Here is a 25676-nt window from a genome sequence, read left to right as displayed (position 1 = left end):
GAGAATAGTAATGAAATTAGGAACAGCTAAAACTAATTCGCAAAGAAAAATTTTGCTTTTAGGAGCTGGTGAGTTAGGTAGAGAATTTGCAATATCTGCACAAAGATTAGGGCTGTATGTTATCGCTGCAGATAGGTATGATAATGCTCCGGCGATGCATATTGCACATGAGACTTATGTATTAGATATGCAAGATAAATTACAACTGAGAAGTCTTATTGTAAATACGAAACCTGACTATATAGTTCCAGAAATAGAAGCAATAGCTACAGATGAGCTGGTTGATTTAGAGAGTCAGGGCTTTAAAGTTGTTCCATGTGCTAAGGCTGTTAAGTTAACTATGGATAGGGAAGGAATTAGGCGTCTTGCAGCAGAAGAGCTTAACTTGCCGACCTCAAGGTTTATGTTTGCTGAAACTGAAAAAGAATATGAGCAAGCAGTAAAACAAGTTAGACTACCGTATGTTATAAAACCAATAATGAGTTCTTCAGGAAAGGGTCAATCAATAGTTAAAAAAAGTGAAGATATTCAAAAAGCTTGGCAGTATGCTCAAAGTGGCAGTCGAGGCTCTGCAAAAAGTGTTATTGTAGAGCAGTTTATTCCTTTTGATTATGAAATAACTCTTCTTACAGTTCGTCATGAGAAAGGTACTTCTTTTTGTGAACCTATCGGACATATACAAGAAAAAGGAGATTATCAGCTATCTTGGCAACCACAAGCGATGCCTGAGAATACTCTTAAACAGGCACAACATATAGCTAAAGAAGTAACAGATGCTTTAGGTGGATATGGTATTTTTGGAGTTGAGCTTTTTGTTCAAGGAGAAAAGGTTTACTTTAATGAAGTCTCCCCTCGACCTCATGATACAGGTTTAGTTACGTTAATATCTCAAAGGATAAATGAGTTTGATTTACATTTAAGAGCGATCTTAGGATTACCAGTGCCAGATAAAATTTCAAATATAGCTCCATCTGCTTCTGCTGCACTTTTATTAGAAGGTGATTCAGATGCTCCAGAATTTGAGGGTGTTGAGAATGCATTGAGTATACACAATGTAGATGTTTGCCTCTTTGGAAAGCCAGAAATAAAAGGTTCAAGAAGAATGGGCGTTATTTTGGTGAAAGGTGATGATGTTGATCATGCAAAGTCAAAAGCCCTTCAAGCCCGTGAGCTTATAAGTATCGTAAAATAATTAAATAAACGAGGAATAAGCCGTTAGTGAGCAGAATAAAATCAGGAATAATTGTTCTATTATTAGTTTTGATTACATCATGTAGTAATGTTCCTTTAGTGCCTAAAGGAAGATTTATTAATTTATTTATACCTAATGGAAAGTACAAGGTTATTGGTTTTAGAAATTTACCAAGTAGTATTGTAGTATATGATGGAACTTTAGGAGCTACTCTAGGAACATTAAAAGTAACACTATCAAATTCTGAAACTTGTAGTTTTTTATATCTTGATGAGCAAGGTTTTTTTAATCAGGGAAATGCAGGGAATTCTTATCAAGCTTATCTTTGGAGTGGAGAGGATCCATTTGGAGAGTATGAAAAGTGTATTGTTGGTATTGTATGTGCTGATGATAATCATACTGATTATACTATTAATGTAAAACTTAATGGTAAGGTCTATAATTATCAAGGAAAATACTAAAAATATTTATTGTAATAAGTGTATTAGTGTATTAACATGCTAGTACAGAGATGAATTGAATAAATCTTAAATGTCAGAAATCAAAGATAATGATAAGAATTTATCAGATCTATTTGAGACTTTTACCAAGTTTGAAAATGCAGAAGAAGCAAAATTATTTTTTGAAGATTTGTGTACCCCAGTAGATTTAATTGCTATGGCTGCTAGATGGCGAGTGGTTAAAGAAATTAAAAAGAATAAGTCATATAGACAGATACATGCTGATACCGGAGTTAGTTTAACTACTATAAGTAGAATAGCTCGTTGTATTACATATGGTACAGGTGGTTATAATATTATTTATGATCGAATTAATAAAGAGGAGCTATAGTAGTTATAATGAGAAATAGATTAAGAATAGCTATTCAAAAGAAAGGGCGTTTACATGATAGCTCAATGGAGCTATTTACCAAAATAGGTATTAAAGTTGAGTTTTCTAGTAAAAGTAATTTACTTTGCCACTCTATAAATGCTCCTGTAGATTTTCTTTTTGTTAGAGATGATGATATTCCAACTATGGTAAATGGTAATGTTTGTGACCTTGGTATAGTTGGTGAGAATGTTTTAGAAGAATATTTGTTAAGCATTAAAGATACTACAAAAAAGAATGACATTATTAATGATAAGAAATTAGGCTTTGGATATTGTAGATTATCTATAGCTGTACCAAATGATGCTAGTGATAATTTAGATAAATTAAAAAATACTAGAATAGCTACATCTTATCCATATTTAGTGCAAAAATTTTCAAAAGAATATGGATTGAATCTAGATCCTCTCTCAATTTCAGGATCTGTAGAGATTGCACCAAATTTGCAAATGGCAAACTCTATATGTGATTTAGTCTCTACAGGAAGAACTTTAGAAGAGAATAATCTTAAAGAGATTCATACAGTTATGAAGAGTCAGGCAGTATTGATTCGTTCAAATGAAAATTTCAAACCAGAATTAGAAGAATATTATCAGCTTTTATTGAGAAGAATTGAAGGTGTTAAGCATGCGCAAGAGCGTAAATATATTATGTTCCATATTGATAAAAATGCAGTAAATGATATTGCCCATATTCTTCCAGGCCATGAAGGCCAGACTATTATGCCTATATATGGTGATACTAAAGTTGCTATTCATTTAGTAACGAAAGAGGGAGTTTTCTGGAGCACACTAGAAAAATTAAAAGCAGCTGGAGCAAGTTCTATACTAGTTCTACCAATAGAAAAAATGCTTGAATAGGTTTTGTTAAAAATGATTAAAATATTAGATTGGCAAGAGCTTAGCTTATTGGAGCAAAAGGAGCTTTTATCTAGACCTGTTAGCTCCAATAAAGATAGTCTAATTTCAGGAGTTAGAAATATTTTAGATGAAGTAAAGCAGAAGGGAGATCAAGCTCTTTTAGATTTTACAGCTAAATTTGATAAAGCTAATTTAAAAAGTATTATGGTTTCTAAGGCTGAAATAGAAAAAGCATATACTTTAGTTTCAGAAGAAGAAATTAGTCTTATAAAAAAAACTATAGCACGCATATCTAACTACCATGAGGTAATGAAGCCAAAAACTACTATTTGTCATACAAATGATGGAGTGGTTTGTAAGAAAATATATAAGCCAATTGAAAAAGTTGGATTGTATGTACCTGGTGGATCAGCGCCATTGGTTTCTACTTTAATAATGTTAGCAGCTCCAGCTCAAATTGCAGGCTGTAAAAAAGTTTATGTTACTACACCATGTGACGAAAATGGAAATATACATCCATTAATATTAATAGCTGCAGATATTTGTAATGTATCTAGTATTTATAAATTAGGTGGAGCTCAGGCTATAGCTGCTTTAGCATATGGTACAGAGACGGTACCTAAAGTAAATAAAATCTATGGTCCTGGTAATTCATGGGTTACAGAGGCAAAGCAACAAGTTTCTCATGATAGTCAAGGTGCAGCGATAGATTTACCTGCTGGTCCTTCAGAAGTGTTAGTGATTGCAGACGAAAGTGCTAATCCAAAGTTCGTTGCTGCAGATTTATTAGCTCAAGCTGAGCATGGGGTGGACTCTCAAGCATTGTTAATTACAGATAGTCAAAATTTAGCGAACAAAGTAAAAGAAGAAGTTATCAAACAAACAAGTATTGCTCAAAGAAAAGAGATAATTGAAAAATCTCTATTAAATAGTGCAATTATAGTTACAAAATCTGTTGATGAAGCAATTAATATAGCTAATGAATATGCATCTGAGCATCTTATATTAAATATTAAAAATGCTGATGACTATGTAGAAAAAATTGAAAATGCTGGAGCGGTATTTGTTGGTCCATGGGCAGCAGAAGCTTTAGGGGATTATGTTACTGGTTCAAATCATGTTTTACCAACTTATGGTTATGCAAAGGCGTATAGTGGTTTAGCAACCATAGATTTCATGAAGGCAATAAGTATTCAAAATGTGTCTAAAGAAGGTATAAAAAATATAGGTAAAATGGCAATGAGATTAGCTGATATAGAGGGTCTCAAAGCTCATGAAAATGCAATAGCTATTCGTTTGGAGAGTTTATAAAGTATGCAAAAACAAACCACAGAAAATCTTATTCGTAAAGATTTACAAAAATTTAGTGCTTATTCATCTGCACGCTCTTTAAAAGTGGATGGAGATATATGGTTAAATGCTAATGAATCTCCTTATAATGATGAGAATTTATATAATCGTTATCCTGAACCGCAGCCGAAGAAACTGGTTCAAAAGTTGGCTAGTATATATGAAGTTAATGAAAGTGATTTACTAGTTACTAGAGGCAGTGATGAAGGAATTGATCTTTTATTTAGACTCTATTGTGAATACCAAAAGGATTCTGTTTTTGCAGTTGAGCCTACATTTGGAATGTATAAAATAGCAGCTCAATTACAGGGAGTAGAATATAAAACTATAAAACTAAAAGAGGAAAATGATTTTGAGATTAATGTTTCTGAACTTTTAGATAATATCTCTAATAATTGTAAATTGCTTTTTTTATGTACTCCTAATAATCCTACTGGAAAATCTATACCGTTAGCAGATATTGAGTTTATTCTTAATAAACTAGCTGGTAAGTGTATAGTTGTAGTTGATGAGGCATATATTGAGTTTAGTTATGAGAAATCAGCGGCTTGTCTTATTAATAAGTATGAAAATCTTGTAGTATTAAGAACTTTATCTAAATCTTTTGGTATGGCAGGACTTAGATTAGGGGTTGTAATTACTAATTCTGATAGAATTCTCTGGTTAAGAAAAATACTAGCACCATATCCTATTCCTAAAACTACAGAAAGTACTATATTAAGCCTACTTGATGAAAAAAGTTTAGATAAGATAGCTCACCAAGTATCAGAAGTAAAAGTCCAAAGACAATATATATATGAGAAGCTATCTGAGATGAAAATAGTTGATAAATTATGGTTATCAGATGCTAATTTTATTTTAGTAAGATTTAAAGAAGGAATCTTTAACAAATTAATGGATAATAAGATAGTTGTTCGTTCTATGGCACATTTTTTTAATGATGAAAGAATGTTAAGAATAAGCGTAGGAACAGTGTCTGAAAATAAGAAGTTAATAGAAGTATTAGAAAAGTTAAGTAATGAATATGAAGCAAAGTAAATATTTATTTATAGATAGAGATGGAACTCTAATTGTTGAGCCACCTATTGATAAGCAAGTTGATAGTATAGAAAAACTTGAATTTTTTGAAGGGGTTTTTGAAGCATTAAAGAAGCTGCAATCTGCTGGATTTAAGCTAGTGATGATTTCAAACCAAGATGGCTTAGGAACAGAATCTTTTCCAAAGGCTGATTTTGATGCACCTCATGATCTAATGCTTAAAATATTCAAATCTCAGGGGATTGAGTTTGATGAGATATTAATCTGTCCACATTTTAGTCATGAAGATTGCAATTGTCGCAAACCTAAAGTTGGTTTACTAATGGACTATTTAGTTGAACAAAGAATTTCATTAAAAGATAGTTATGTGATTGGTGACAGAATAACTGATGTTCAATTGGCAAATAACATAAAAGTGAATCCTATCCAAATAGGTGAGGATGAATATAAAACTTGGGATGATATTGTTAATGCTATATTAAATAAGCCTAGAGTTGCTGAAATAAAGCGTGTTACTAATGAAACAGATATTTTTGTGAAGGTTAATTTAGACGTTCCAGGTAAGAGAAATATAACAACAGGCATTGGCTTTTTTGATCATATGTTAGATCAAATAGCAAAACACGCTGGCATAAGTGCTGAAATTATAGCTAAAGGTGATTTACATATAGATGATCATCACTGCGTTGAAGATGTTGCAATAAGCTTTTCACAGGCTATAGCAAAAGCTCTTGGTGATAAATATGGTATAAATCGTTATGGTTTTTTATTACCGATGGATGAGGCACTAGTTGAGGTAGCTTTAGATCTAAGTGGTAGAAGTTATTGCTCTTTTGAGGCTAATTTTGATCGTGAAATGGTTGGTGACTTATCAGTAGAATTAGTAAAACATTTCTTTGTGTCTTTTGCCGAAGGGTTAAAGGCAACTCTACATATCAAAGTTACTGGTGAGAATACTCATCATATGATTGAAGCATGTTTTAAAGGCTTAGGAAAAGTTTTAAAGCAAGCTATAGCTAAAAGTAATATTGCTGAAATTCCTAGTTCTAAGGGAGTGTTATGATAGCAATAATAGACTGTTGTGGTAGTAACTTTGCTTCAATAAAATATGCATTTGAGAAATTAGGTCAAGAAATACTTCTAACACATGACGCTGAAGAAATAAAAAAGGCAGATTGCGTAATACTTCCTGGGGTTGGTCATGCTAAGTCAGCTATGGAGAATCTAAGATTATATGGTTTAGATACTGTTATTTCACAACTTAAACAACCAGTATTGGGAATCTGTTTGGGAATGCAAATTATGTATAGTCATTCTGAAGAGGGTGATACAGAATGTTTAGGTATCTTTAATGAAAAGGTAAAATCTTTTAGAAAAACTCAAGGTTTTAGTATTCCACATATGGGTTGGAATAGTTTACAAAATATAAATAAAGATCATTTTTTGTTTCAGAATATAGCAGAAGATGATTTTGTATATTTTGTGCATAGTTTTTATGCTGAGATTAATGATTATTCATTAGCAACAAATGATTATATTAATAACTTTACTGCTATAGTAAATAAAGATAATTTCTATGGAATACAGTTTCATCCTGAAAAATCAGGAGAGATAGGAGTGAAATTTCTCCAAAACTTTATAAAAGGAGCTCTATAGATGAATATATTTCCAGCAATAGATTTAATAAATGGTAAATGTGTTCGCTTAGAAAAGGGTGACTTTAATAAAACTACTACTTATCAGCTAGAACCAAAAGATGTAGCTAATTCATATCAGCAGGCAGGAGCTAAATTTATCCATGTGGTAGATTTAGATGGTGCAAAAAAAGGTCAAACTTGTCAATTTGAAACTATACAACAAATTAGAGATAACTGTAATATGACTCTACAGGTTGGCGGAGGAATTAAGGATTTTGCAACTATTGATAAGCTTCTGGAAATTGGTGTTGATAGAGTAGTTGTTGGTAGTTTAGCTGTTAAAGATATAGAGTTAACTAAGAAGTTTTTTGAAAAATATGGAGCTGAAAAAATAGTTTTAGCTTTAGATGTTTTTATTAAAGAAGGAACTCCATACATAGCAACACATGGTTGGCAAGAATCTAGTACAACCACTTTAGATCAGATAATTCAGACTTATCTTGCTGATGGTCTTGAATATGTGTTGTGTACCGATATCTCAAGAGATGGTATGTTACAAGGTCCGAATTTTGAGTTGTATAGAGTTTATTCATCAATATATCCAGATGTTAAATTTATGGCTTCTGGTGGAGTTGGTAAGTTAGAGGACTTGAAGATATTGAAAGAGCAGGCTGCATATGGAGTAATTATTGGTAAAGCTTTATATGAAAATAAATTTACACTACAAGAGGCTTTAGAATGCTAACTAAAAGAATAATCCCATGCCTTGATGTTAAAGATGGCGTGGTTGTTAAAGGTGTCAAATTTAGAAATCATCGAGTTATTGGCGATATCATTGAGCTTGCACAGAAGTACTCAGAGGCGGGAGCTGATGAGCTGGTGTTTTATGATATTGGAGCAAGTCCAGATAATAAGTTACTTTCTATAAAATGGATACAAGAAATAGCTAAGAAAATTAACATCCCATTTTGTGTGGCTGGTGGAATAAAGTCTGTAGAAAATGCTAGAGCTATCCTTAATGAAGGAGCAGATAAGATATCTGTAAATTCAGCAGCATTAGCTAGGCCTGATTTAATAAATGAGCTGGTGTATGAATTTGGTACACAGTGTGTGGTAGTAGGAATAGATAGCAAATTCATCGATGGGGAGTTTAAGGTTTGTCAGTATACAGGTAGTGCAGATAAGACTGTCCAAACTTTATTAGACCCTGTCAGTTGGGCAAAAGAAGTTGAATCTCGAGGAGCTGGTGAGATAGTCCTTAATTGCATGAATCATGATGGTGTAAAAGGTGGCTATGATTTAGAACATCTAAGGGAAGTTCAATCTAGTGTTTCTATACCAGTTATAGCTTCTGGTGGTGCTGGAGAAATTCAGCATTTTGTTGATGTATTTAAATATACAAATATAGATGGAGCTTTAGCTGCTAGTGTATTTCATGATGACATTATAGCTATACCAGAGTTAAAGAAAGAGCTTTCAAAAAATAATATACCTGTAAGAATAGTGAAGGATTAAAATGAGTAATGAAATTATAGAGTCTATAGACTGGAAAAAAATGGATGATTTAGTACCAGCTATTATCCAGTCAGTGGTGGATAGTACAGTTTTGATGTTGGGCTACATGAATAAAGAGTCTTTAAGGAAAACATTAGAGATAAAAAAAGTTACATTCTATAGCCGTAGTAAAAATCGTTTATGGACTAAAGGTGAGGAGAGTGGAAACTTTCTTGAATTAGTAGATGTTTTAATAGATTGCGATAATGACTCAATACTTATAAAAGCTATACCTTATGGACCAACTTGTCATACAGGTAGTAAATCTTGTTTTACTAAGAATGAAGAATCAAATTCTTTTTATATAATTGATAAATTGGAAAAGTTAATCGCAGAGAGAAAAGATTGGTTACCAGAAAATAGCTATGTTTCTAGCTTATTTAAAAAAGGTTTACCAAGAATAGCTCAAAAGGTTGGTGAAGAAGGTGTGGAAGTTGTAATTGCTGCGATGAAGCAAGACTCCAATGATGAGCTAATTTCTGAAACAGCAGATTTGCTATTTCATTTACTAGTTTTATTAAGAGAAAAAGGAATATCTTTAGATCAAGTTTGTCAAAAATTAGTCTCTAGAAATCATTAAATAATTATATTTAATATCTCAAAATCCAATAAAATTTCTATTTTGTTCCATTTTCATAATAAAAAATTATAGACTCTATAAAATCAATATATTTAATTTTAAATAACAGAAAGTATAACATTATCGGTAATAAAAGATATTAAATTACAAAAGGTTATCAAAATGAAAAGAATAATAAAATTAATGTTGGTTAGTAGTTTGTTAATAATGCCAGTTTACTCAATGTCATATATACGAGTGGTTTCAGCTAGTTCATATGGTTCTGTTATTAGACATGATGTTTCAAGTATGGGTAGTTATAGTGCAGCTATTCAGAATCTTGGTTAGTTTGTATATTACCTATCCTTATCAAAAAAACTTATAAGTTATATAAGATCAATCAATTTAATATTTAGTTTTTATCGGTATATGATTCTTCCCACTTAATTTTTAAAACAACAAAATAAAGGGAAGGAAACTTAAGTAATGGAAAAAATAATAGGCGCAGTCTTAGTAGTAGTTTTATTAATCGTACCAATTTGTTCTATATCATATGTGAGAGTGAACAATTACCAAACAGGCTCATACAATTACGCTATTAAAAATAATGGTAGTACTAGAGGAATTGGGACATATAATGAAGCTCTTAGAAACTACGATGAGCAGCTTATGGAGATGCGTTTAGCAGGATAATTCTCGGCTCGTTATAATAAAATCTATTTTTTATATGACATTAAAAAGTTTTCAATTAGTTTATAAGAAAAACTTATTAACCATATCAAATCAATCTGTTTAGTGGTAATCAAATTTAGGTATAACATTGATAGTAAGAGAACAAAAAATTATAAAGAGAATGAAAATGAAAAAGATTGTAAAACTCATGATAATTACATGTTTCTTGATTGTGCCAATTTATTCATTTTCTTATGTAAAAGTAAGTAGCAATAAAGCAGAAGATTATAATAATCATTTGATAAAACATAATAATGCATATTTAGAGGAACAAAATAGTATAGATCAGTATGGTCATGAACACTATGAAGGAATTTGTAAATATGTTAAATAATTTTAAGACGCTCTTATAAGAAAAACTTATTAACCATATCAAATCAATATATTTCACATTGATAAGTTGTGTGTATAACATAGTGATCAGGTAATACAAATACAAATTATATAAAGGTAAATAAGATGAAAAAAATAATAAGTTTAATGTTAGTAAGTAGTTTATTAGTTATGCCAATCTATTCAATGGCTTTAGCAAATGTAAGTTCTTATAGACCATCTTCTGCTGGATTTAAACATGTATCTCAAGGGATAGATAGTTTTGGACAAGATCCATATGTAGATAGTCAAGTAGATAGCATAGGAATAAGATAAGTTTTTTAAAAAGAAGGAGAATAGTTATGAGAAAAACAATAAAACTAATAATAGGCTCTTTGTTAATAATGCCGGTTTGCTCTATGGCACTAAATAATATGAATGACAATATTTCAGGATTTAGATATTCATCTCAAGATGATTACAGAGTTGGAAATAGATTCTCTGATATAAAGAAGAAAGATTCAGATAATTCTTCTAATGATAATTCGTTAAAATTTTATTTCTAGACTCTTATAGTTTCAAATCTTATACTTTATTTATCTCCAAATTTTCTAAACTTTTTTATGATTAAAACAGCAAATAACTGGAATGCTGATCTTTATGATAGCAAGGCTAATTTTGTCACAAACTATGGTGATGATGTTATAGAGCTTTTAGCTCCAAAATTTAATGAGATTATTTTAGATCTGGGATGTGGTACAGGTAGGCTTGCTAATACCATAGCTGAATCAGGTGCTAAAGTAACAGGTGTTGATTATTCATTGGATATGGTTAATAGGGCAAAGAAGCTTTATCCAAATATCGATTTTCATGTTGCGGATGCTCAGCAGAGTTTAGACTTTTCGGAAAATAGTTTTGATGCAGTTTTTTCTAATGCTGCTTTACATTGGATGATTGATGCTGAATCTGTAATAAAAAATGTAGCTAAAGTCCTTAAGCCAAATGGTAGATTTGTATTTGAAATGGGAGGAAAGGGTAATATAGACAGATTACTTTTTCATATAAATAATATTTCTCAAGAGTTTAATCTTACGGATTATCACATTAAAAATTATTATCCAAGTATTTCTGAATATAGCTCATTACTTGAAAAGAATGGTTTCGCAGTACGATTTGCGGTTTTATTTGATAGACCAACTAAGTTAGAAGGTGAAGATGGAATCACCAATTGGGTTACTAACTTTAGAGCTGACTTACTTGAGAGAGTAGAAGATAAAGAAAAGTTTTTTACAAGATTAAAAGAAGTCGCAAGAGCTGATTTACTTAATAATGGTGATTGGTATGCTGATTATGTAAGGTTAAGGATGGTTGCTACTTATAAATGAAATTGAATTAATGATTTTTTTTAGTAAAATACTATATTGTATTTATTTCAAGTGAGTGTGCCAGTGAATAATTAATTTTTTGTAAAAGTAATTTTTAATACACAAATACAAAAAATTAAGGTCTGAGTATGCAAACATTTTTAAAAATAAGTGATTTATCTGTAGGTTATACTACAAAAGAGTGTTTCTCTAACTTTTCAGTAAATATTTGTTATGGTGATAGAGTCACAATAATTGGAAAAAATGGTTCAGGTAAGTCTTCTTTGTTAAATAAGATTTATGAGTTAGCAATAAAAAATAAACTCAAGGTGTCTTATATAAAACAGGTATCAGAAACTGATAATAGTATAAGTGGAGGAGAAGCTTTTTTACTGAATTTTACAAATGCTATTTCAACGTATCCTGATATTTTATTGCTAGATGAACCAACTAATCATCTTGATAATAAGAATAGGAATAATCTATTAAGATTTTTAGACAACTATTATGGGACTGTAATTATCGTCACACATGATAGAAGTTTGATAAATAACTGTGAATATATATGGCATATTTACAATTCAAAAGTAAATAAATTCCATGGTAGTTATAGTGATTATTTGACTGAACAAGAGATAAAGAAACAAACTATAGAAACTAGAATAAAAGAAATCTCTGAAGAGAAGAAAAGGCTACATGAGAAACTGATGCAAGAGCAAGAGCGTTCCTCAAAAATGTCTTTAAGAGGAAAAAAGAATATTAAAAATAAAAAATGGGCAACGATAAAAAGTGCAACAAAGCTCGGGAACTCAATAGTAACATCAAATAAGATAAAAAAAGAATTATTCAAAGAAAATAAAAAGATCGAGACAGAAAGGAAAGAACTATATATTCCAGAAGATTTAAAAGTTAGTTTCTCCCTAAAAAATAATCAAAAGCTCGATAAAGATATATTGGTCTTAAAAGATCTTAAAATATATTATAAAGAAGGGCTTAATGTCCTAGAGAGTATTAATTTCTATATGAGAGGTGATGAGAAGGTTATTATTACTGGTGATAATGCAAGTGGTAAAACAACATTTATTAAAATGTTATTGGAAGATCCTAGTGTTAGAGTGAAAGGAGAAAAACTAATATCTAATTTAAGCATAGGCTACTTAGATCAAAATTATATTAACTTAAACAAAGATAAGACAGTAATTGAGCAGTTTGAGAAATTTGATCTAATACAAATAGATATTAGAAAACATTTAAGTCAATTTCTTTTTAGAAGAAATGAAGAAGTAAATCTTTGTGTTAATCAACTTTCTGGTGGGGAGATGTGTAGGTTATCATTGGCTCTTATAGCATTAGAGAAAAATGATTTGTTATTAATTGACGAGCCTTCAAATAATATTGATTTAGAAACAAAAGAGCAATTAATTAATATATTAAATGATTTTAAGGGAAGTTTTATTCTTGTATCTCATGATGAAGAATTTTTAAATAATATAAATATGGATTCTATCTATAAAATTGAAAATAAAACTATTAAAAAAGTACAGTAATTAATTATTGTATTGATTGATATCTAGCAAATTCTTATCCATCAAATGACTAGGCAATACATTTGAAAGTGAGCTTAATATATTGCTTGGGACTTTTGGATTTTCATGAGCTAAATCTTGAATAAGCTTTTTAACTTTTTTTCTTTTTAAATTTTCTTGAGAGCCACATAGATTGCATGGAATTATTGGGAAGTTTTCCTCTTTTGCAAATTCTATCAAATCTCTCTCTTGCACATAAACCATAGGGCGGATAACTACATTTTCACCATCTTGGGTCACAAACTTAGGTGGCATAGATTTTATCTGACCTTGATAGAGAATAGACATTAGTAATGATTCTATTAAATCATCACGATGGTGGCCTAATATTACTTTATCCATGTTGTGGTCTTTTGCATATCTATAGATATTTCCTCTGCGTAATCTAGAGCAAAGTGAACAATAAGTTTTACCTTCAGGTACTTTATCTATAACTACACCATAAGTATTTTTTGTTTCTATTTCATAACTTACACCTAAGTTATCTAGATACTTCCTAAGTTCACTATCATCCCAACCAGGTTGAGACTGATCAAGAGTATATACATGTAGATCAATTTCGTAAGTTTTATCAGCGATTAGCCCATGTAATACTTTTAATAAACCAAAAGAATCTTTACCGCCAGATAAACAAAGCATAACTTTGTCACCTTTTTTAAGGAGGTTAAAATCAGCCACAGCTTTTGTTATATAGTGCCTTAGCTTTTTTTCTGTGCTTGTCATATTTATTTATGTGCCTTTTTGAAAAGTCTATCTTTCTCACGATTCCAGTCTTTGTCTTTCTCAGCTTGGCGTTTATCATGAGATTTCTTACCTTGTGCTAAAGCTATTTCTATTTTCACATTAGGACCTTTCCAGTACATAGCTAATGGCACACAAGTTAAACCTTTTTGTTCAACTCTACCCATTATCCTATCTATTTCTCTACGGTGTAGTAGTAGTTTACGTGACGCACCAGGATCAGCTACCACATGTGTAGATGCAGACAATAATGGCGTGATTAAGCAGTTGAAAAGCCAAGCCTCACCTCTTTTGATGTGGACATGACTATCAACCATTTGTACTTTTCCAGCACGTATGCTTTTTACTTCCCAGCCTTTTAATGCGATTCCAGCCTCAAACTTTTCTAATATTGTGTAATCATGAAAGGCTTTTTTGTTTCTCGCTATAGTTGCTGGAGAAACCTTATTTTTTTTCATAGATTTTTTTTCTAAAAGATATAGAATATAAGGCTATATGTTATCAGTAAACTAATAAAGATTAAATACAATGAACACTGTTAATAAGTCTGCTGTTGTAAACTATACTTGTCATCAAATGTATACTTTAGTAAATGACGTTAGAAGTTATCCTGAATTCTTACCGATGTGTTATGATATTGAAATTTTTGAAGAAAATGAGACAGAAGTCAAAGCAGCTTTGAAAATTAAATCAGGCTTCGTGAAGTTGGATTTCTCTACTCATAATACAATGGTTCCAGATTCTAAGGTTGATCTTAAGCTTATGAATGGGCCTTTTAAAAGCCTAAATGGTCATTGGACTTTTGAACCTATAGAAGAAAATAAGTCTTGTAGAGTCTCATTGGAAATGGATTTTGCTTTTGAAAATAAATTCGTTGAAATGGCTTTGGGACCTGTTTTTAAAGGTTTGGCTAATAAAATGTTAGATGCATTCTGTAAAAGAGCGGAAGAGGTTTATAGCTAATGAATAAGGTAGAAGTAATATACGCTCTTCCAAACGAACAAATATCTTTTTTTGTGGAATTTGAAGAAAATATTACTGCTAAACAAGCTATAGAAAAATCTGGAATATTAGATAAGTATTCAGAGCTTGAGCTTGAGAATCTTAAATTAGGCGTTTATTCAGAGATGATTGACTTAAATGCAGAGCTTAAACATAAGGATAGGCTAGAAATTTATAGAGATCTAACTATCGATCCAAAACAGGCTCGGATGATAAGAGCTGAGCAAAAAAGAAAAAGAGAAGGTATAAAGCTTTTTGGAGCATGATAACAATTCTAAAAAAGTTGCAATAATAGGTGCTGGCCTAGCAGGTTGTGCACTAGTTTATGAACTAAGTCAGCATAAGGATTTTTCAATTACTATTTTTGATAAAAATTCAGACTTTGCCTCAGAAGCTTCTGGAAATTTTGCTGGAATATTAAGACCATCCCTTACAAATGATAATAATTTCTCAGAGCAATTTCATACCTTGGGATATGAGATTCTTAATGATTACATCAAGAAAAATCAGGCTGATATAGAGATTTGTTCGAAAGGTGTTTTACATGTTTTATCCAATCCTAAAGAAGCACTAAGATATAGTAAAATATTTGCTAATAGGCAGATAAGTTCAGATCTTGCAGTATTGCTAGACAGTAAAGAGTCTTCTAAACTTCTAGGGAAGAAGATTGACTATGATTCAATATATTATCCTAATGCTTTATCTCTGATTCCTAAATCTTTATGTAAAAGTTGGTTAAACTCTTCAAAAGCTAAGCTTAAATTAGATTCAGAATTAAAAACTATTGAGAAAACTCAAAATCAAAAGTGGTTATTACAGTTTCAAGACTATCAAGAAGAGTTTGACATTGTTATCTTTGCGGGAGCATATGAGTTATTTAGTCAAATTGATTATTTGAAAAATATTTCAGTATATCCATCACAAGGGCAACTAACTGTTATTAAAGAGTCTATTGATACTGATTTTACCATCATGGATAAAGGCTATCTTATTCCTCATTATCTAAATAATCTTCAGGTTATAGGTGCAACTTTTAGAGAAAATAGCGATACTTCTGGAGAGGTTAGGGATTGTGATCACCAAGAAAACTTAAATCATGTAAAAGAAATTTTCCCAGAAGAATCTATTGCTATGGAATCAATTTTAGATGCAAGAGTTTCTACTAGATGTGTCACATCAGATCATCTACCTTTAGTAGGTAAACTAGTGGATTATGATTTATTTAGAGAGATGTTTTTTAAGCCTTTATCTAAGGGCTATCCTAAAAATAAAATGCCTAATGTGATTTATGAAGAGGGTTTATATTTATCTTCAGGATTTGGTTCTAAAGGTATTTCATCATCATTACTTTCAGCAAAAATTATTTCTAATTTAATTAGGCAAGATCAAAAAAATATCTCAGATAAGCTTTTAGAAGCATTATCTCCACAAAGGTTTTTGGTAAGAACTTTTAAAAAAGGCTAAATTAAGCTTAATATACCGATTTATATTTTATTATGATTCTGTACGATTTTATCGTTGACCCTCATAAAAATTATAGGTGATGCCATTAGTAGACCACCTAATATTAACGATGATATAAAAGTACTTATGCCTAAGACACCATCAAGATAAGCGCCATAATATGTAGTAATAGAGATAGGCAGAAATAATAGTGTTGCAGTTATAACTCCAGGGGATATTATTCTTTGAATTAGAGTTGGTAATATATGAAAAAATATTCCATTTATAAGCATGAGAGCAGAAATTATTAATCCAAATGCTGGAAGCTGCCAACCAACCATTGCTGAAGCTATACTAATAAACATAACAGCAGCGTTTGCTATATAAAATGTGCCCCATTCCATATTTTTAAACCCTAAAGAGCTTCGAGCCCATGTTCTCCAGTCTAGAGTCAGCTCTTCAAGGACATGAACTGCATATGCAGCTAATCCCAACCATAGTAAATATTGATGTGTCATTTTAAAGGTTCCTATTAAGATATATGGCAATCATATAATTAGTTTTAAGTCTAATCAAATTTTGTAACTTAAATTTAAGATATTTTTTGATGCAATATCAAAATAAATTTTTTTGGCGTAGAAAAAGGGTTGTGTGAGGTGTTTTAGAATGTTAGACTCAAAAAATACTTCAAAATTCTAGATTCTAGAAGAAGTGTAATTAAAGAGGTGCGTAAGTTATATCTCTAATGTTAGGTGCATAAACCCCGACGATCATTAGAAAAGATAGAACTTATGCCGAAAGGTTGCCCAGTTTATGATTGGTAATCTTGGTTCTGATATTGAAAGGTAGCAGAACTGTCATGTCGTTTAAAATGTGTGTCGACGTGGAGTGCTTTAGTTTGTGTATGTATTTCTCAAATTTTATGTTCTCTCGTCTGATATTGTAGCTATTAGAGAGGAGAGCTTATATGTCAGAAACAATTGTTGCCAAATTTGGTGGCACAAGTGTAGCAAATCAAGAAACTATTAGACAATGCGCTAGTATAGTTAATTCAGATAATAGAATAAAATTAGTAGTTGTTAGTGCTCAATCAGGCATTACAAATCTACTAATTCAATTAGCAAATAACAGTAGAGATAAGACAAAAGTAGATGAAATTATAGGTCAGATAGAGTCTATAATTAATCCTATATTGCAGTCTATTAACTCAGAGGATGTTACTTCTTCTGTAAGTGATATGATTGCTGAGCTTAGAATGTTTGCAAATATGGCTGCTTATTTTAGTGGTAAGCAACTATCAGATTCTATCTTAGCTTTTGGTGAAGTTATTTCTTCTATTCTAGTTGCTAATATTTTTAATCAAAACGGTATAAATGCTTATCATTTAGATTCAAGAAAGATCCTTAAAACGAGTAGTAATTTTGGTTGTGCTAGCCCAAATTTATCATCTTTAGAAACTAATGCTATTGAGTATATCTTACCCAAAATAGATCAAGGATATGTTTGCGTTCTTGGAGGATTTATTGGTTCAGACGCTCATGGAAATACAACAACTTTAGGTAGAGGATGTGGTGATTATTCTGCAGCTTTATATACTCAAGCTATAAAAGCAGATCAGCTAAAAATTTATACAGATATTACAGGTATTTATCAAGCTGACCCAAGGGTTGTGCCTAGTGCAAGTTCTTTAGTAACACTAGGGTTTAGCGAAGCGGCAGAATTAGCTACTTTTGGAGCTAAGGTTGTACATCCTAAAACTTTTTGGCCAGCAATGACTAGTAATTTTGATGTTTATATTGGTTCAACATTTCAGCCAGAGCTTGGTGGCACTTTAATAACACAAAAAATAGACTCTAACAGAAATATCATAGCTGTAGCTGAAAGAAAAGATCAAACTTTACTAACTATAAGAAGCTTTAATATGTTTGGTTCCCAAGGTTTTCTAGTAAAGGTTTTCAGTATTTTGGCTAACCATAATATTGCAGTTGATCTGGTTTCTACTAGTGAGATAAACGTTGCAATTACTTTGGACAAGCTAGGTAGTCATTCTATGGGTGATGATTTAGTAACTCCAGAGCTTTTAAAAGATTTAGAGTCTATAAGTAACGTAAATATCAAAGTTGAAAACGATTTATCATTAGTTAGCGTGGTTGGTAGTAACTTACACCAAATAAATGGCGTTAGTGGAGAGCTTTTTAACAGCCTTAAAGACTACAATATTAGGCTTTTTAGTCATGGAGCTAGTGAGAATAGTATATGTATGCTTGTCGCTAGTAAAGATGCGCAAAAAGTTGTTAATAATGTTTACAGTAGTTTTTTCAGCTAGAGGAGAGAGGGATGAGAGTAGCTATAGTTGGTAATGGTAAAACAGGATCTGCAGTAGCAGGTCTTTTACCACAAGATGAGATATCAGGAATATATAACTCAAAAAATGTATTAACAATAGAAGCATTACAAAATACAGATGTGGCAATAGTTTTTGTTAATGCAAAAATATTACAAGAGCTTTTGCCTATATTATTAGAGGCAAATACTCCAGTGATTTGTGGTACAACAGGATATAACTGGGATCAAGATTTTATTAATTATATAAATCAAAGTCAGAAAACTTGGGTTGTTGCCAATAATTTTAGTTTGTCTATGGTGGCTGTAAGAAATATTTTGGAGTCATTAGGTCAGTTAAATCAATTACATGAAAATACTGATTATTCAATTACAGAAAAGCATCATGTACAAAAAGTTGATACTCCTAGTGGTACGGCGGTATCTTGGAGGAATTGGTTAAACATAGGGGATGTATATATAGAGTCTATTAGAGAGGGAGACATAAAAGGACAGCATCAAGTTAAGGTAAATACACCTCATGAAACAATTGAATTTAAACATACAGCTCATGACAGAAGCTTGTTTGCTGAAGGAGCTATATGGGCAGGACGAGAAGTGTTTCAAAGAGGTATTACAGGATTTGTTTATTTTGATGAGTTAGTGGGAGAGAGATTATGTCTATAGATATTAATAATAGATTATACACTGCGTTAGTTACCCCGATGTTTGAAGATGGATCTATTGATTGGGTTAGTTTTGAGAACTTATTAAGAATCCAAGAGTATCAAGGATGTGGAATTTTAATACTTGGCAGTACAGGTGAAGCTTTAGCTTTAGATTTTGATGAGCAATGCGAGGTTGTAAGATTTGTAACCAATTTAAACCTTAATGTCCCAATTATGGTTGGAGTTGGCGGTTTTCAGCTTACTAAACAACTTCAGTGGATAGAGTTTTGTCAGACGCAAAGAGTTGATTGCTTTTTAGTTGTTACTCCACTTTATGCAAAACCTGGATCAGCTAGCCAGACTAGTTGGTTTAAGACAGTCTTAGATAGAGCGGAAAGGCCATGTATGCTTTATAATGTTCCTTCAAGAACAGGAGTAAATTTAGCAGAAGAAGTTTTAACGAGCTTAAAAGATCATCCAAATCTTTGGGCGTTAAAAGAGGCTTCTGGAGATATTCAAAGATGTGCTCGTTACCAAGAGTTAGCTCCAAATTTAGTTATATATAGTGGAGAGGATGGCTTGCTACCAGAGTTGGCTGATATAGGAGTTAAAGGGCTTGTTTCGGTTATATCTAATGTTTGGCCAGAGCAAACAAAAGAGTATGTTAGACAGAGTCTAGCTCATGAAATAACACTTGAAGATAAGGCAGTATGGGAAGCCGCAACTAGATCTTGTTTTAGTGTTGCAAACCCAATACCTGTTAAAGTGTGGTTAGCACATAATAGTGTAATAACTACAAATACTCTAAGAGCACCACTGTTGGCTGACGAGCTTCAGGACTTAAGTTTATTGATAGGGGCAGATAGTTTAGTTAAAGATTGGTTTAGTCATATATAAATAGAAAGAGGAGAGAGGTTTATAATGAATTGGAAAAATGTTATTGAAGAATTAGAAGCAGGAAGACTAAGAGCAGCAATACAGTTAGAAAATGGTGAGTGGATTGCAAATCAAGATGTTAAAAAAGGTATATTAGCAGCTTTTAAAGCTGGGAATAATGTTGAGCTCTTAGGATCCTATTCTGGATTTGTTGATAAAAATAATTTGCCAGTCAGAAATTTTAGTGTAGATGATGGAGTTAGACTAGTACCTGGAGGTTCGTCGGTTAGAGCAGGAGCTTATGTGGCACCATCTGTTATTATTATGCCTCCAGCTTATATTAATATAGGAGCATATGTTGACTCTGGAACTATGGTTGATAGTCATGCTTTAGTTGGATCATGTGCTCAGATTGGTAAGAATGTACACTTATCAGCAGCAGTTCAGATTGGTGGTGTTTTAGAGCCAATAGGCATGAATCCAGTAGTCATTGAAGATGATGTGTTCATTGGCGCAGGCGCTGTGATTGTAGAAGGTATTGTTGTTGGTAAAGGTGCTGTTATAGCGCCATCTGTTGTTTTATCAAAAGGCGTAGCTGTCTATGATGCTGTGAATGATAAGGTTTTACCAAAAGGCTCAAAAATTCCAGAAAATGCAGTGATTATTCCAGGTAGTAGGCCAATTAAAACTAGTTGGGCTCAGGAGAATGGTCTTCAAGCTTATTGCCCAATCATTATTAAATACAGAGATGAAAAAAGTGATGCTTCATTAACTTTAGAGGAAATATTAAGGTAGTTTAATGAATATAGAAGCTCATAGAAATAATTTAGAAAGTATATGCAAAGAGAGTGATTCACCTTTCTTTTATTATGATTTGGATATGTTAGAGGCCCATGCTAAAGAGTTGAAAAAACTACCAGTAAAATTATGGTATGCACTAAAAGCAAATCCATTATCTAGAATAATTAAGATTTTCGATGAGCAAAAAATAAGTTTTGATGTTGCTAGTATTGGTGAGTTGGACCAGGTTTTAGATCAAGGAGTAAATCCTGAAAATATTTTACATACTGGGCCAGCTAAGTCATATTCTCAATTAGAATATTTTCTAGCTCAAGGCGTTAGAATTTTTGTAGTCGAGAGCATAAATCAATTTAAAGATTTATCAGGCCTTGTAGAAAGAAAGAATATAAAAGTTGAAATTCTTTTAAGAGTGCAACTTGTGTGGAGTGATCAAGAAAGCAACGTGCTTGGTGGAGGAGATTGTGTAACTCCTTTTGGATTATCTATAAATGACTGGAAAGATTTTTTTAATAGTTCTCCAAGTATTTCTAATAATATGTCTATAATTGGGATGCATTGTTTTCAGTGGGGAAATATTCTTTGCTTAGATAAACTATCTCAGATATGGAAGACAATAACTAAGGCTTTGCTAGATTTAAGTGAGGCTATCAATATTTCTTTAAAAATTATAGATTTAGGTGGTGGGATAGGTGTCCCTTACAACTCTAGTCAAAAAGTAGTATCAATCAATGATTTAATGTCTTGCTTTGATAATCTAAAAAAAGAATTTCCTGATATAGAGTATTGGTTAGAGCTTGGTAGATATGCTGTTGCAGAAAGTGGAGTCTATGTAACTAAGGTTATCGATAGGAAATCAGTAAATAATATTAATTTACTCGTAACTGATGGTGGTGCTCAACATTTAGTTAGACCTGTTCTAACGGGCGAAAGTTTTCCTGTGGAATTGCTTAGAAAAGAATTTTGTAATGATACTGAAAAATTTCAGATTCATGGTCCATTGTGTACAAGCCTAGACAAAGCTGGTGTAGCAAGTTTACCAAAAGATATAAAGTTAAGTGATTATTTAATATTTAAACAAACTGGTGCATATGGTTTTACTGAGAGTATGCCATTCTTCTTATGCCATAATTTACCAGCGGAGATAATTTTTTATAAAGGGCAGCTTCAAACTGTCAGGCAGAGTAAAAAGGCATCTAGTTGGTTAGTATAAGGTAGGAGGTTAAATAGTGTTAAAAATTAGTGGTAAGGTAAGTAGTATTGCAGCATCAGCTACAGTTGTAATGTCTGAATTAGCAGCGGAGTTAAAGCAGCAGGGAAGAGATGTGATATCTCTTTCTATTGGAGAGCCAGGATTTTTCTCACCTGATTGTGTCAAAGAAGCTGCTAAAAAAGCTATAGATAATAATATTACTAAGTATCCTCCAATAGATGGAATTCCTGAATTAAAAGAAGCTATAGTCAAAAGGTATAAAAGAGATTATGGTTTGAATTTTGATAAAAATCAGATTTGTGTAACAAGTGGAACTAAACAAAGTATACATAATATTTTTACATGTATTTTTGATGATATGGATGAAGCTATATATTTCGCACCGTATTGGGTGTGTTATCCAGAACAATTAAAATTAGCTGGAGCAAAATCAGTTGTAGTAAAAACCCATGCCGAAAACAATTTCCAATTAGATATTGAAGAAATTGAAAAAGCTATTACATCTAAAACAAAAGCTATTATTCTAAACTCCCCTAATAATCCAACAGGTGTTTTATATACAAAAGAAACACTAGCTTCTTTTGCAGAGCTGATTAGAAAGTATCCGAATATATGGATTATTTCAGATGAAATATACGATCAAACTTTATTTGATGATACTGCTATTTCTTTATTGCAGATTGCTCCAGATTTATCTAATAGATTTATCATAGCAAGTGGGATGTCTAAGGGTTATGCTATGGCTGGTTGGAGAGTTGGCTATGTTATAGCACCAGAGATCTTAAAAAATGCTATAACAAAACTACAATCGCAAACTACTGGAGGTGCTTGTTCAATATCTCAGATGGCATCCATTGAAGCTTTAGCTTTAGATAATAAGTATTTAGAGAGATATACATCTGCTTATAAAGAAAGAGTAATGTATGTTTATGATTATCTTAATAATATAGAAGGAATTGAAGTGGTAAGACCTTCGGGGACTTTCTATCTTTTTCCAAAAATAGAAAAGCTATTGCAAAAAACTTCATTTAAAAATGATATAGAGTTTTGTTTAGCCTTATTAAAAGATCAGGCTTTAGCTATAACTCCAGGTAGTTATTTTGGTTTGAAAAACTATATAAGAATAAGCTGTGCCGATGACTTAAGTGTTTTAAAAGAAGCAATAAAAAGGCTTGGTCAGTTTATAAATCCATAAATCTCTATTTACTTTTTCTAAATAGCTGGTATTTAGAAATGGTAATAGTTCTTTTATGCAAATGTTGAAATACTTATAATATATACTTTAAGCTCCTCATTTATCTTAGGTGAATTTGTAATAATTTTCTAATTTTTTAGAAAATACAAAAAAAACCTAAAAAAACTAAAAAAAGGTATTGCAAAAGGTTAATTGAGGGCGTATTATATGTTTTCACCGGCTGACGGATGATGTTAGTTGGGAGGTCCTGAGGGGCTAGATATTTAAGAGATATATTATATACAAACACTCTTTAATAAATTTGAGTAAATATCAGTAGTTAGAGTCAGAATAGATTAAAACTGAAGAGTTTGATCCTGGCTCAGATTGAACGCTGGTGGCATGCTTAACACATGCAAGTCGAACGGTAACAGGACTAGCTTGCTAGTTGCTGACGAGTGGCGGACGGGTGAGTAACGCGTAGGAATCTACCTATGGGAGGGGGATACCAACTGGAAACGGTTGTTAATACCGCATAATACCTAAGGGTTAAAGGTGGCTTTCGGGCTGCCGCTCATGGATGAGCCTGCGTTGGATTAGCTAGTTGGCGGGGTAAGGGCCCACCAAGGCTACGATCCATAGCTGATTTGAGAGGATGATCAGCCACATTGGGACTGAGACACGGCCCAAACTCCTACGGGAGGCAGCAGTGGGGAATATTGGACAATGGGGGAAACCCTGATCCAGCAATGCCATGTGTGTGAAGAAGGCTCTAGGGTTGTAAAGCACTTTAGTTGGGGAGGAAGGTCAATATGTTAATAGCATTTTGAATTGACGTTACCCAAAGAATAAGCACCGGCTAACTCCGTGCCAGCAGCCGCGGTAATACGGGGGGTGCAAGCGTTAATCGGAATTACTGGGCGTAAAGGGTCTGTAGGTGGTATGTTAAGTCAGATGTGAAAGCCCAGGGCTCAACCTTGGAACTGCATTTGATACTGGCAAACTAGAGTACGGTAGAGGAATGGGGAATTTCTGGTGTAGCGGTGAAATGCGTAGAGATCAGAAGGAACACCAATGGCGAAGGCAACATTCTGGACCGATACTGACACTGAGGGACGAAAGCGTGGGGATCAAACAGGATTAGATACCCTGGTAGTCCACGCTGTAAACGATGAGTACTAGCTGTTGGGTTCGGTGTAAAGGGCCTAGTGGCGCAGCTAACGCGTTAAGTACTCCGCCTGGGGACTACGGCCGCAAGGCTAAAACTCAAAGGAATTGACGGGGACCCGCACAAGCGGTGGAGCATGTGGTTTAATTCGATGCAACGCGAAGAACCTTACCTGGTCTTGACATCCTGCGAACTTTCTAGAGATAGATTGGTGCCTTCGGGAACGCAGTGACAGGTGCTGCACGGCTGTCGTCAGCTCGTGTTGTGAAATGTTGGGTTAAGTCCCGCAACGAGCGCAACCCCTATTGATAGTTACCATCATTAAGTTGGGTACTCTATTGAGACTGCCGCTGACAAGGCGGAGGAAGGTGGGGACGACGTCAAGTCATCATGGCCCTTACGACCAGGGCTACACACGTGCTACAATGGGTATTACAGAGGGCTGCGAAGGGGCGACCTGGAGCGAAACTCACAAAGGTACTCTTAGTCCGGATTGCAGTCTGCAACTCGACTGCATGAAGTCGGAATCGCTAGTAATCGCGAATCAGAATGTCGCGGTGAATACGTTCCCGGGTCTTGTACACACCGCCCGTCACACCATGGGAGTGGGTTGCACCAGAAGTAGTTAGGCTAACCGCAAGGAGGCCGATTACCACGGTGTGATTCATGACTGGGGTGAAGTCGTAACAAGGTAGCCGTAGGGGAACCTGCGGCTGGATCACCTCCTTAAAGGAAATACGAAAATAAAAAATTATCTAATTACTGATTTTAAGTTTGTTTTTGAGTGTTTGTAGCTAATATATTTTAGTGTAAATAAGATACGGGTCTGTAGCTCAGTTGGTTAGAGCGCACCCCTGATAAGGGTGAGGTCGGTAGTTCAAGTCTACTCAGACCCACCATTTTTTTGGGGCCATAGCTCAGCTGGGAGAGCACCTGCTTTGCACGCAGGGGGTCAGCGGTTCGATCCCGCTTGGCTCCACCAATATTTTATTTATGCGAATAGAGATATTTAACAATTTAGTATAGAGATAGACTTAAGAGAATAAGTGCAAGCGGTGGATGCCTTGGCATTCAGAGGCGATGAAGGACGTGGTAGTCTGCGAAAAGCTGCGGGTAGTTGACAAACAAACATTGATCCGCAGATGTCCGAATGGGGGAACCCAGCTAGAGTAGTCTAGTTACCTGCTCGATATAGAGTTAGGAGCGAACGAGGGGAA

At 33.1% G+C, this 25676-nt stretch carries 30 protein-coding genes, 2 tRNA genes, 2 rRNA genes and 1 riboswitch (1 of these 35 cut by a window edge); of the genes, 31 read left to right on the top strand and 3 right to left on the bottom strand.

The window, feature by feature from the left end; translation table 11 throughout:
• The first annotated feature begins 10 nt into the window (after positions 1 to 10).
• From purT to KX01_RS08135, 18 genes are all read left to right on the top strand, one after another.
• A complete protein-coding gene (gene purT, locus KX01_RS08215; RefSeq protein WP_071664525.1) occupies positions 11 to 1192 on the top strand; it encodes a formate-dependent phosphoribosylglycinamide formyltransferase in 1182 nt (393 codons plus the stop codon).
• A gap of 26 nt (positions 1193 to 1218) precedes the next feature.
• Positions 1219 to 1653 carry a hypothetical protein gene (locus KX01_RS08210; protein WP_071664524.1) on the top strand — a complete coding sequence of 145 codons (435 nt, stop codon included), beginning with the start codon at positions 1219 to 1221 and terminating at the stop codon, positions 1651 to 1653.
• Positions 1654 to 1723: 70 nt separating this feature from the next.
• Entirely contained in the window at positions 1724 to 2023 is a 300-nt protein-coding gene (locus tag KX01_RS08205; RefSeq protein ID WP_071664523.1) for a YerC/YecD family TrpR-related protein, read from the top strand.
• Positions 2024 to 2031: 8 nt separating this feature from the next.
• On the top strand, positions 2032 to 2922 hold the full coding sequence (gene hisG / locus KX01_RS08200) for an ATP phosphoribosyltransferase (protein ID WP_071664522.1): 891 nt from the start codon (positions 2032 to 2034) through the stop codon (positions 2920 to 2922).
• A gap of 12 nt (positions 2923 to 2934) precedes the next feature.
• Positions 2935 to 4233 (top strand): histidinol dehydrogenase, encoded by a 1299-nt coding sequence (gene hisD / locus KX01_RS08195; RefSeq protein ID WP_071664521.1) that lies wholly within the window; start codon positions 2935 to 2937, stop codon positions 4231 to 4233.
• 3 nt (positions 4234 to 4236) lie between these two features.
• Positions 4237 to 5310, top strand: a complete 1074-nt coding sequence (hisC, locus tag KX01_RS08190) for a histidinol-phosphate transaminase (RefSeq protein ID WP_071664520.1) — start codon at positions 4237 to 4239, stop codon at positions 5308 to 5310.
• Complete coding sequence (gene hisB, locus KX01_RS08185) at positions 5297 to 6373, top strand: bifunctional histidinol-phosphatase/imidazoleglycerol-phosphate dehydratase HisB (protein WP_071664788.1); 1077 nt, start codon at positions 5297 to 5299, stop codon at positions 6371 to 6373. The genes hisC and hisB overlap by 14 nt, the downstream gene beginning before the upstream one ends.
• Positions 6370 to 6966, top strand: coding sequence for an imidazole glycerol phosphate synthase subunit HisH (hisH, locus tag KX01_RS08180; RefSeq protein ID WP_071664519.1), 597 nt, complete (start codon positions 6370 to 6372; stop codon positions 6964 to 6966). The genes hisB and hisH overlap by 4 nt, the downstream gene beginning before the upstream one ends.
• Complete coding sequence (gene hisA / locus KX01_RS08175) at positions 6967 to 7692, top strand: 1-(5-phosphoribosyl)-5-[(5-phosphoribosylamino)methylideneamino]imidazole-4-carboxamide isomerase (RefSeq protein WP_071664518.1); 726 nt, start codon at positions 6967 to 6969, stop codon at positions 7690 to 7692.
• The gene (gene hisF, locus KX01_RS08170; protein WP_071664517.1) at positions 7686 to 8462 is read left to right on the top strand and encodes an imidazole glycerol phosphate synthase subunit HisF; all 777 of its coding nucleotides are present in this window, start codon (positions 7686 to 7688) and stop codon (positions 8460 to 8462) included. The genes hisA and hisF overlap by 7 nt, the downstream gene beginning before the upstream one ends.
• A 1-nt stretch (position 8463) precedes the next feature.
• Positions 8464 to 9081 carry a bifunctional phosphoribosyl-AMP cyclohydrolase/phosphoribosyl-ATP diphosphatase HisIE gene (hisIE, locus tag KX01_RS08165; RefSeq protein WP_071664516.1) on the top strand — a complete coding sequence of 206 codons (618 nt, stop codon included), beginning with the start codon at positions 8464 to 8466 and terminating at the stop codon, positions 9079 to 9081.
• A gap of 162 nt (positions 9082 to 9243) precedes the next feature.
• On the top strand, positions 9244 to 9408 hold the full coding sequence (locus KX01_RS09395; RefSeq protein WP_156860393.1) for a hypothetical protein: 165 nt from the start codon (positions 9244 to 9246) through the stop codon (positions 9406 to 9408).
• Between the two features lie 138 nt (positions 9409 to 9546).
• Positions 9547 to 9753: a hypothetical protein gene (locus KX01_RS08160; protein WP_071664515.1), complete on the top strand. Its 207-nt coding sequence runs from the start codon at positions 9547 to 9549 to the stop codon at positions 9751 to 9753.
• Positions 9754 to 9919: 166 nt separating this feature from the next.
• A complete protein-coding gene (locus tag KX01_RS08155) occupies positions 9920 to 10126 on the top strand; it encodes a hypothetical protein (protein ID WP_071664514.1) in 207 nt (68 codons plus the stop codon).
• 125 nt (positions 10127 to 10251) lie between these two features.
• Entirely contained in the window at positions 10252 to 10440 is a 189-nt protein-coding gene (locus KX01_RS08150) for a hypothetical protein (RefSeq protein ID WP_071664513.1), read from the top strand.
• A gap of 26 nt (positions 10441 to 10466) precedes the next feature.
• Positions 10467 to 10670, top strand: coding sequence for a hypothetical protein (locus tag KX01_RS08145; RefSeq protein WP_071664512.1), 204 nt, complete (start codon positions 10467 to 10469; stop codon positions 10668 to 10670).
• A gap of 57 nt (positions 10671 to 10727) precedes the next feature.
• Entirely contained in the window at positions 10728 to 11489 is a 762-nt protein-coding gene (locus KX01_RS08140; RefSeq protein WP_071664511.1) for a class I SAM-dependent methyltransferase, read from the top strand.
• 128 nt (positions 11490 to 11617) lie between these two features.
• Positions 11618 to 13015, top strand: a complete 1398-nt coding sequence (locus KX01_RS08135) for an ATP-binding cassette domain-containing protein (RefSeq protein ID WP_071664510.1) — start codon at positions 11618 to 11620, stop codon at positions 13013 to 13015.
• On the opposite strand, the gene ttcA is transcribed toward KX01_RS08135, so the two are convergent.
• On the bottom strand, positions 13016 to 13777 hold the full coding sequence (ttcA, locus tag KX01_RS08130; protein WP_071664509.1) for a tRNA 2-thiocytidine(32) synthetase TtcA: 762 nt from the start codon (positions 13775 to 13777) through the stop codon (positions 13016 to 13018).
• A gap of 2 nt (positions 13778 to 13779) precedes the next feature.
• A complete protein-coding gene (smpB, locus tag KX01_RS08125) occupies positions 13780 to 14253 on the bottom strand; it encodes an SsrA-binding protein SmpB (protein WP_071664508.1) in 474 nt (157 codons plus the stop codon).
• Positions 14254 to 14323: 70 nt separating this feature from the next.
• Between smpB and KX01_RS08120 the strand changes: the two genes are divergently transcribed.
• The 3 genes from KX01_RS08120 to mnmC are packed head-to-tail and all read left to right on the top strand — an operon-like array spanning position 14324 to position 16261.
• Complete coding sequence (locus KX01_RS08120; RefSeq protein ID WP_071664507.1) at positions 14324 to 14758, top strand: type II toxin-antitoxin system RatA family toxin; 435 nt, start codon at positions 14324 to 14326, stop codon at positions 14756 to 14758.
• On the top strand, positions 14758 to 15063 hold the full coding sequence (locus KX01_RS08115; protein ID WP_071664506.1) for an RnfH family protein: 306 nt from the start codon (positions 14758 to 14760) through the stop codon (positions 15061 to 15063). The genes KX01_RS08120 and KX01_RS08115 overlap by 1 nt, the downstream gene beginning before the upstream one ends.
• The gene (gene mnmC, locus KX01_RS08110) at positions 15053 to 16261 is read left to right on the top strand and encodes an FAD-dependent 5-carboxymethylaminomethyl-2-thiouridine(34) oxidoreductase MnmC (protein WP_071664505.1); all 1209 of its coding nucleotides are present in this window, start codon (positions 15053 to 15055) and stop codon (positions 16259 to 16261) included. The genes KX01_RS08115 and mnmC overlap by 11 nt, the downstream gene beginning before the upstream one ends.
• A gap of 20 nt (positions 16262 to 16281) precedes the next feature.
• Here mnmC and KX01_RS08105 read toward each other — a convergent pair whose 3' ends face one another.
• Positions 16282 to 16758 (bottom strand): HXXEE domain-containing protein, encoded by a 477-nt coding sequence (locus KX01_RS08105; RefSeq protein WP_071664504.1) that lies wholly within the window; start codon positions 16756 to 16758, stop codon positions 16282 to 16284.
• Between the two features lie 194 nt (positions 16759 to 16952).
• A riboswitch (Lysine riboswitch) is annotated at positions 16953 to 17142 on the top strand.
• Between the two features lie 65 nt (positions 17143 to 17207).
• Here KX01_RS08105 and lysC point away from each other — a divergent pair.
• The 10 genes from lysC to KX01_RS08055 form a co-directional block, all read left to right on the top strand.
• Positions 17208 to 18566, top strand: coding sequence for a lysine-sensitive aspartokinase 3 (lysC, locus tag KX01_RS08100; RefSeq protein WP_071664503.1), 1359 nt, complete (start codon positions 17208 to 17210; stop codon positions 18564 to 18566).
• An 11-nt stretch (positions 18567 to 18577) separates the two neighbouring features.
• Positions 18578 to 19249 carry a 4-hydroxy-tetrahydrodipicolinate reductase gene (locus KX01_RS08095; RefSeq protein ID WP_071664502.1) on the top strand — a complete coding sequence of 224 codons (672 nt, stop codon included), beginning with the start codon at positions 18578 to 18580 and terminating at the stop codon, positions 19247 to 19249.
• Positions 19240 to 20127, top strand: a complete 888-nt coding sequence (gene dapA / locus KX01_RS08090; RefSeq protein ID WP_071664501.1) for a 4-hydroxy-tetrahydrodipicolinate synthase — start codon at positions 19240 to 19242, stop codon at positions 20125 to 20127. Before KX01_RS08095 ends, dapA begins: the two co-directional genes overlap by 10 nt.
• Positions 20128 to 20151: 24 nt before the next feature.
• Positions 20152 to 20901, top strand: coding sequence for a 2,3,4,5-tetrahydropyridine-2,6-dicarboxylate N-succinyltransferase (locus KX01_RS08085; protein WP_071664500.1), 750 nt, complete (start codon positions 20152 to 20154; stop codon positions 20899 to 20901).
• Positions 20902 to 20905: 4 nt separating this feature from the next.
• Entirely contained in the window at positions 20906 to 22117 is a 1212-nt protein-coding gene (locus KX01_RS08080; protein ID WP_071664499.1) for a PLP-dependent decarboxylase, read from the top strand.
• Positions 22118 to 22133: 16 nt separating this feature from the next.
• Complete coding sequence (locus KX01_RS08075) at positions 22134 to 23312, top strand: pyridoxal phosphate-dependent aminotransferase (protein ID WP_083578922.1); 1179 nt, start codon at positions 22134 to 22136, stop codon at positions 23310 to 23312.
• 338 nt (positions 23313 to 23650) lie between these two features.
• Positions 23651 to 25188, top strand: a 16S ribosomal RNA gene (locus KX01_RS08070).
• 93 nt (positions 25189 to 25281) lie between these two features.
• Positions 25282 to 25358: transfer RNA gene (locus KX01_RS08065), tRNA-Ile, on the top strand.
• 7 nt (positions 25359 to 25365) lie between these two features.
• A tRNA-Ala gene (locus KX01_RS08060) sits at positions 25366 to 25441 on the top strand.
• Between the two features lie 50 nt (positions 25442 to 25491).
• Positions 25492 to 25676: ribosomal RNA gene (locus KX01_RS08055) — 23S ribosomal RNA — on the top strand (it continues 2702 nt past the right edge of the window).
• Together the 16S and 23S rRNA genes with 2 tRNA genes alongside form the textbook arrangement of a ribosomal RNA operon.

The organism is Francisella frigiditurris (assembly GCF_001880225.1).
GTDB classification, from domain to species: Bacteria; Pseudomonadota; Gammaproteobacteria; order Francisellales; family Francisellaceae; genus Francisella; species Francisella frigiditurris.
The sequence above is the reverse complement of the archived record's forward strand: the minus strand, read 5'-3'. Positions and strand labels throughout refer to the sequence as shown.

Coding starts and splice junctions, on each gene's coding strand:
- purT (WP_071664525.1), top strand. CDS start 11: ATGAAATTAGGAACAGCTAAAACTAATTCGCAAAGAAAAATTTTGCTT.
- KX01_RS08205 (WP_071664523.1), top strand. CDS start 1,724: ATGTCAGAAATCAAAGATAATGATAAGAATTTATCAGATCTATTTGAG.
- hisG (WP_071664522.1), top strand. CDS start 2,032: ATGAGAAATAGATTAAGAATAGCTATTCAAAAGAAAGGGCGTTTACAT.
- hisD (WP_071664521.1), top strand. CDS start 2,935: ATGATTAAAATATTAGATTGGCAAGAGCTTAGCTTATTGGAGCAAAAG.
- hisC (WP_071664520.1), top strand. CDS start 4,237: ATGCAAAAACAAACCACAGAAAATCTTATTCGTAAAGATTTACAAAAA.
- hisB (WP_071664788.1), top strand. CDS start 5,297: ATGAAGCAAAGTAAATATTTATTTATAGATAGAGATGGAACTCTAATT.
- hisH (WP_071664519.1), top strand. CDS start 6,370: ATGATAGCAATAATAGACTGTTGTGGTAGTAACTTTGCTTCAATAAAA.
- hisA (WP_071664518.1), top strand. CDS start 6,967: ATGAATATATTTCCAGCAATAGATTTAATAAATGGTAAATGTGTTCGC.
- hisF (WP_071664517.1), top strand. CDS start 7,686: ATGCTAACTAAAAGAATAATCCCATGCCTTGATGTTAAAGATGGCGTG.
- hisIE (WP_071664516.1), top strand. CDS start 8,464: ATGAGTAATGAAATTATAGAGTCTATAGACTGGAAAAAAATGGATGAT.
- KX01_RS09395 (WP_156860393.1), top strand. CDS start 9,244: ATGAAAAGAATAATAAAATTAATGTTGGTTAGTAGTTTGTTAATAATG.
- KX01_RS08160 (WP_071664515.1), top strand. CDS start 9,547: ATGGAAAAAATAATAGGCGCAGTCTTAGTAGTAGTTTTATTAATCGTA.
- KX01_RS08155 (WP_071664514.1), top strand. CDS start 9,920: ATGAAAAAGATTGTAAAACTCATGATAATTACATGTTTCTTGATTGTG.
- KX01_RS08150 (WP_071664513.1), top strand. CDS start 10,252: ATGAAAAAAATAATAAGTTTAATGTTAGTAAGTAGTTTATTAGTTATG.
- KX01_RS08145 (WP_071664512.1), top strand. CDS start 10,467: ATGAGAAAAACAATAAAACTAATAATAGGCTCTTTGTTAATAATGCCG.
- KX01_RS08140 (WP_071664511.1), top strand. CDS start 10,728: ATGATTAAAACAGCAAATAACTGGAATGCTGATCTTTATGATAGCAAG.
- KX01_RS08135 (WP_071664510.1), top strand. CDS start 11,618: ATGCAAACATTTTTAAAAATAAGTGATTTATCTGTAGGTTATACTACA.
- ttcA (WP_071664509.1), bottom strand. CDS start 13,777: ATGACAAGCACAGAAAAAAAGCTAAGGCACTATATAACAAAAGCTGTG.
- smpB (WP_071664508.1), bottom strand. CDS start 14,253: ATGAAAAAAAATAAGGTTTCTCCAGCAACTATAGCGAGAAACAAAAAA.
- KX01_RS08120 (WP_071664507.1), top strand. CDS start 14,324: ATGAACACTGTTAATAAGTCTGCTGTTGTAAACTATACTTGTCATCAA.
- KX01_RS08115 (WP_071664506.1), top strand. CDS start 14,758: ATGAATAAGGTAGAAGTAATATACGCTCTTCCAAACGAACAAATATCT.
- KX01_RS08105 (WP_071664504.1), bottom strand. CDS start 16,758: ATGACACATCAATATTTACTATGGTTGGGATTAGCTGCATATGCAGTT.
- lysC (WP_071664503.1), top strand. CDS start 17,208: ATGTCAGAAACAATTGTTGCCAAATTTGGTGGCACAAGTGTAGCAAAT.
- KX01_RS08095 (WP_071664502.1), top strand. CDS start 18,578: ATGAGAGTAGCTATAGTTGGTAATGGTAAAACAGGATCTGCAGTAGCA.
- dapA (WP_071664501.1), top strand. CDS start 19,240: ATGTCTATAGATATTAATAATAGATTATACACTGCGTTAGTTACCCCG.
- KX01_RS08085 (WP_071664500.1), top strand. CDS start 20,152: ATGAATTGGAAAAATGTTATTGAAGAATTAGAAGCAGGAAGACTAAGA.
- KX01_RS08080 (WP_071664499.1), top strand. CDS start 20,906: ATGAATATAGAAGCTCATAGAAATAATTTAGAAAGTATATGCAAAGAG.